2 protein-coding genes and 1 pseudogene are annotated in these 3,218 nt (G+C 56.2%); all 3 read left to right on the top strand.

Annotated features, from left to right (window positions below; genetic code table 11):
• Nucleotides 1-236 (top strand): annotated as a pseudogene (locus ABN482_RS06045) (methyl-accepting chemotaxis protein); the annotation flags it as partial.
• A 333-nt stretch (nucleotides 237-569) separates the two neighbouring features.
• Nucleotides 570-2,165 carry a methyl-accepting chemotaxis protein gene (locus tag ABN482_RS06040; RefSeq protein ID WP_349503145.1) on the top strand — a complete coding sequence of 532 codons (1,596 nt, stop codon included), beginning with the start codon at nucleotides 570-572 and terminating at the stop codon, nucleotides 2,163-2,165.
• Between the two features lie 177 nt (nucleotides 2,166-2,342).
• A partial coding sequence (locus ABN482_RS06035; protein WP_349503144.1) for a methyl-accepting chemotaxis protein occupies nucleotides 2,343-3,218 on the top strand: 876 nt, incomplete at its 3' end.

Genomic DNA, 3,218 nt, shown 5'->3' with positions numbered 1-3,218 from the left:
GCGAGATCTCTGCGGCGACGCAGGAGCAGTCGAGCGGTATTGAGCAGGTGAACCGTGCGGTGGCGCAGATGGATGAGGTGACGCAGCAGAATGCGGCGCTGGTGGAAGAGGCTGCTGCTGCAGCAGGTTCGCTGGAGTCGCAGGCGCAGCAGTTGCGCCAGGCGGTGTCGGTGTTCCGGATCAGCTCACAGGAAGTCATTGAAATGCCGGCGCATGATAGGTTGCGACGAGCCTGACCTGCGGTAAATGCAGGAGAATATGAAAACCGAGGCTTGGTCATTATTATTTATTTCACCAAGGTAGCCATCAACCGGCATGAGGTTGCATTGATGTGAAACATTGGGAAATCAAATGGATTATTCAAGACTTTCTGTGTTGCATATTCCACAAGATTTCCAGGGTAATATAAACAATGTAAGTAATATGGTTTTTATTGGATAATTGAAAGGATTATCTCCGGATTAATATCGTTCAGCCGTGCTGCTTGGATGCACGGGTGAGGCCGGGTTCCATGCCGTTGAGCGGATCTCTGGGCCTTGGTGTCATCTTGATGTATCAAGGAATGAACGATGTTAAAAAATATGATGGTGCGTACCGGCATGATGCTGGTGCTGGGTTTGCTGTTTGCCACGATTCTGCTGGCAATCGGTTTTGCCTGGAGAGGGGCGGGACAGGCCAATAATGGTTTTGAATCGCTTTACAACATGGCGGTCAAGCGTGCCGATCCGCTGCACGCAGTACGTGAAGGGCTGCTTGAGAATCGTCTCAGGATGGCGCTGGGGCATCGAGACTACCTGCGTGGTGAAATCGACAAGGCACGCGCCAATGTCAAATTGGCCGAAGCGGTGCTGGATCAGGTCGAAAGTACGTTCCGGCAGTTTCATGCGGAACCCAAGATTGGTGATGGGCAACGCCTGTCCAATGAAATAAACCAAAACCTGACTGCCTACATTCCGATCTTGCGCCGTGCTGCCCAGGGGTTCATGAATGGCAGTGACAGTGAATATGGCTCGCCAGCGATGCTGGCTGAGCGCAATATGCTGATCGACAGGATGGAGATTCTGTTTACTGATTATTATTCCCTGACGCATCGGATTTATGGGTCGATGATGGCAGAAGCTGCACAGCAAAAAACATTTGCGGATATCGGCGCTGTTGTGTTGCTGATCCTGGCGGGGGGATTGATGCTGGGAGGTTGGCTTTATATTGCCCGCATCGTGTTGAGACCGCTGGAACAGGCGGGACAGGAATTGGGGCTGGTGGCTGCCGGCGACCTGACACATCGGGTCGAGGTCGGCGCGCGCAATGAGATCGGCAACTTGTTTACTGCGATCCGGCGCATGCAGGAAAGCCTGTCACAGGTTGTGTCGCAGGTTCGGCAGGGTGTGGATGAAATCAATACCGGCTCGACGGAAATCGCCCAGGGCAATACGGATCTGAGCAGTCGCACCGAGGAGCAGGCCGCTTCTCTGGAAGAAACCGCTGCCAGCATGGAGCAGCTTGCCAGCACAGTGAAGCAGAATGCTGACAATGCCCGCCAGGCCGATCAACTGGCCGGTAACAGCATGGGAGTGGCACAGCGGGGTGGCCAGGTCGTTGCGGAAGTGGTCACGACCATGCATGCCATTTCCGGCAGTTCGCACAAGATCGCCGAGATCGTCAGCGTCATTGACGGGATTGCATTCCAGACGAATATTCTGGCCTTGAATGCGGCCGTGGAGGCTGCACGGGCCGGAGAGCAAGGCAAGGGATTCGCTGTGGTGGCAGGCGAGGTTCGTACGCTGGCACAGCGCAGTGCCCAGGCTGCGCGAGAAATCAAATCCCTGATCGAGGATTCCGTGAGCAAGGTCGAAGCGGGATCGCGCCAGGTTGAGGTGGCTGGTGAAACCATGAAGGAAATCGTCGATTCCGTGCAGCGCGTGACGGATATCATGGGCGAAATTTCTGCGGCATCCCAGGAGCAGTCGAGCGGTATCGAACAGGTGAACCGGGCCGTGGCACAGATGGACGAGGTGACGCAGCAGAATGCCGCACTGGTGGAGGAGGCCGCTGCGGCGGCAGGGTCGCTGGAATCACAGGCGCAGCAGTTGAGGCAGGCCGTATCGGTGTTCAAGATCAGTTCGAGAGAGGTGATCGAGATGCCGGCAAGCAAGGAAATTGCCTGACCCCAGCACCGATCCACGGATCTGATCAAATGAAATAGTCCGAAACAATCGTCTTGTTCGGAAATTTAAAACGGTCCGCTGCGTTACACCATAGGCAAGCAGTCTTGATAAAGGTCAAGACTGCTTTTTTTGTGTGCAAAGCGGTGAACGCTTTCCTGGCATGCGGTGGATTGAAAAATGAGAATAAACCTGCCCGTCACTGACCAAGAGTTCAGGTTGGAGGAGACGGATTACCTGATTTCACGTACGGATCTCGCCGGTCGGATCGTGTATGCCAATCATGCATTCGTCAGGGCCAGTGGCTACGCACTCGAAGAGTTGCTGGGAGCGCCCCATAATCTGGTCCGTCATCCTGACATGCCTGCGGGTGCGTTTGCTGACCTCTGGCGGACACTCAAAGCTGGCCAGACCTGGTTGGGCGTGGTCAAGAATCGGCGCAAGAATGGTGATTTCTACTGGGTGCTGGCCAATGCCTCACCGATTTTTCGCGGTACCGAAGTGGTGGGTTATTCGTCGGTTCGTACACGGCCCAGTCCGATGCAGATCGACGCTGCTGCCTGGTATTACGCACAGTGGCGTCAGGGGCAACAGGCGGGGGCGACTGTGGTTCGGGGGCGTGTCGTGCCGGTCGGATGGCGCAAGGGGGTGCAGACACTGGTACATGGGCTCATGCCTCGCACGGCCTTGCAGCGCATGTTGCAGGCCTGTGTGCTGGGTGTACTGGCCTTGGGGGGCATGGGATGGACACTTTATGCTGCCAGGGTCAATGCGGATTGGCTGGCGCAGCTCGAGCCTGCCTGGATTGCCGGTTTGACCATTGCAGGCACGCTGGGCTTGGCGGGGTACGCCGGTATGGCATTCTTGCGGTTGCGCCGCTCTTTGCAGCAATCAATGCAAAGTGCCTACCAACTGGCAGCTGGCAATTTGACCAGTCGCCTGGATTTCGATGATGACGATGAACTGGGCCGCCTGCGCTTTGCCCTTGAGGTCACGCGCTGCAGCATGATCAGTGTGGCCCGGGATATGGGGCGCACGCTCGGCGGAACACAGCAG

The organism is Corticimicrobacter sp., from assembly GCF_040137905.1.
Taxonomy (GTDB): Bacteria; Pseudomonadota; Gammaproteobacteria; order Burkholderiales; family Burkholderiaceae_B; genus Corticimicrobacter.
The sequence above is the reverse complement of the archived record's forward strand: the minus strand, read 5'-3'. Positions and strand labels throughout refer to the sequence as shown.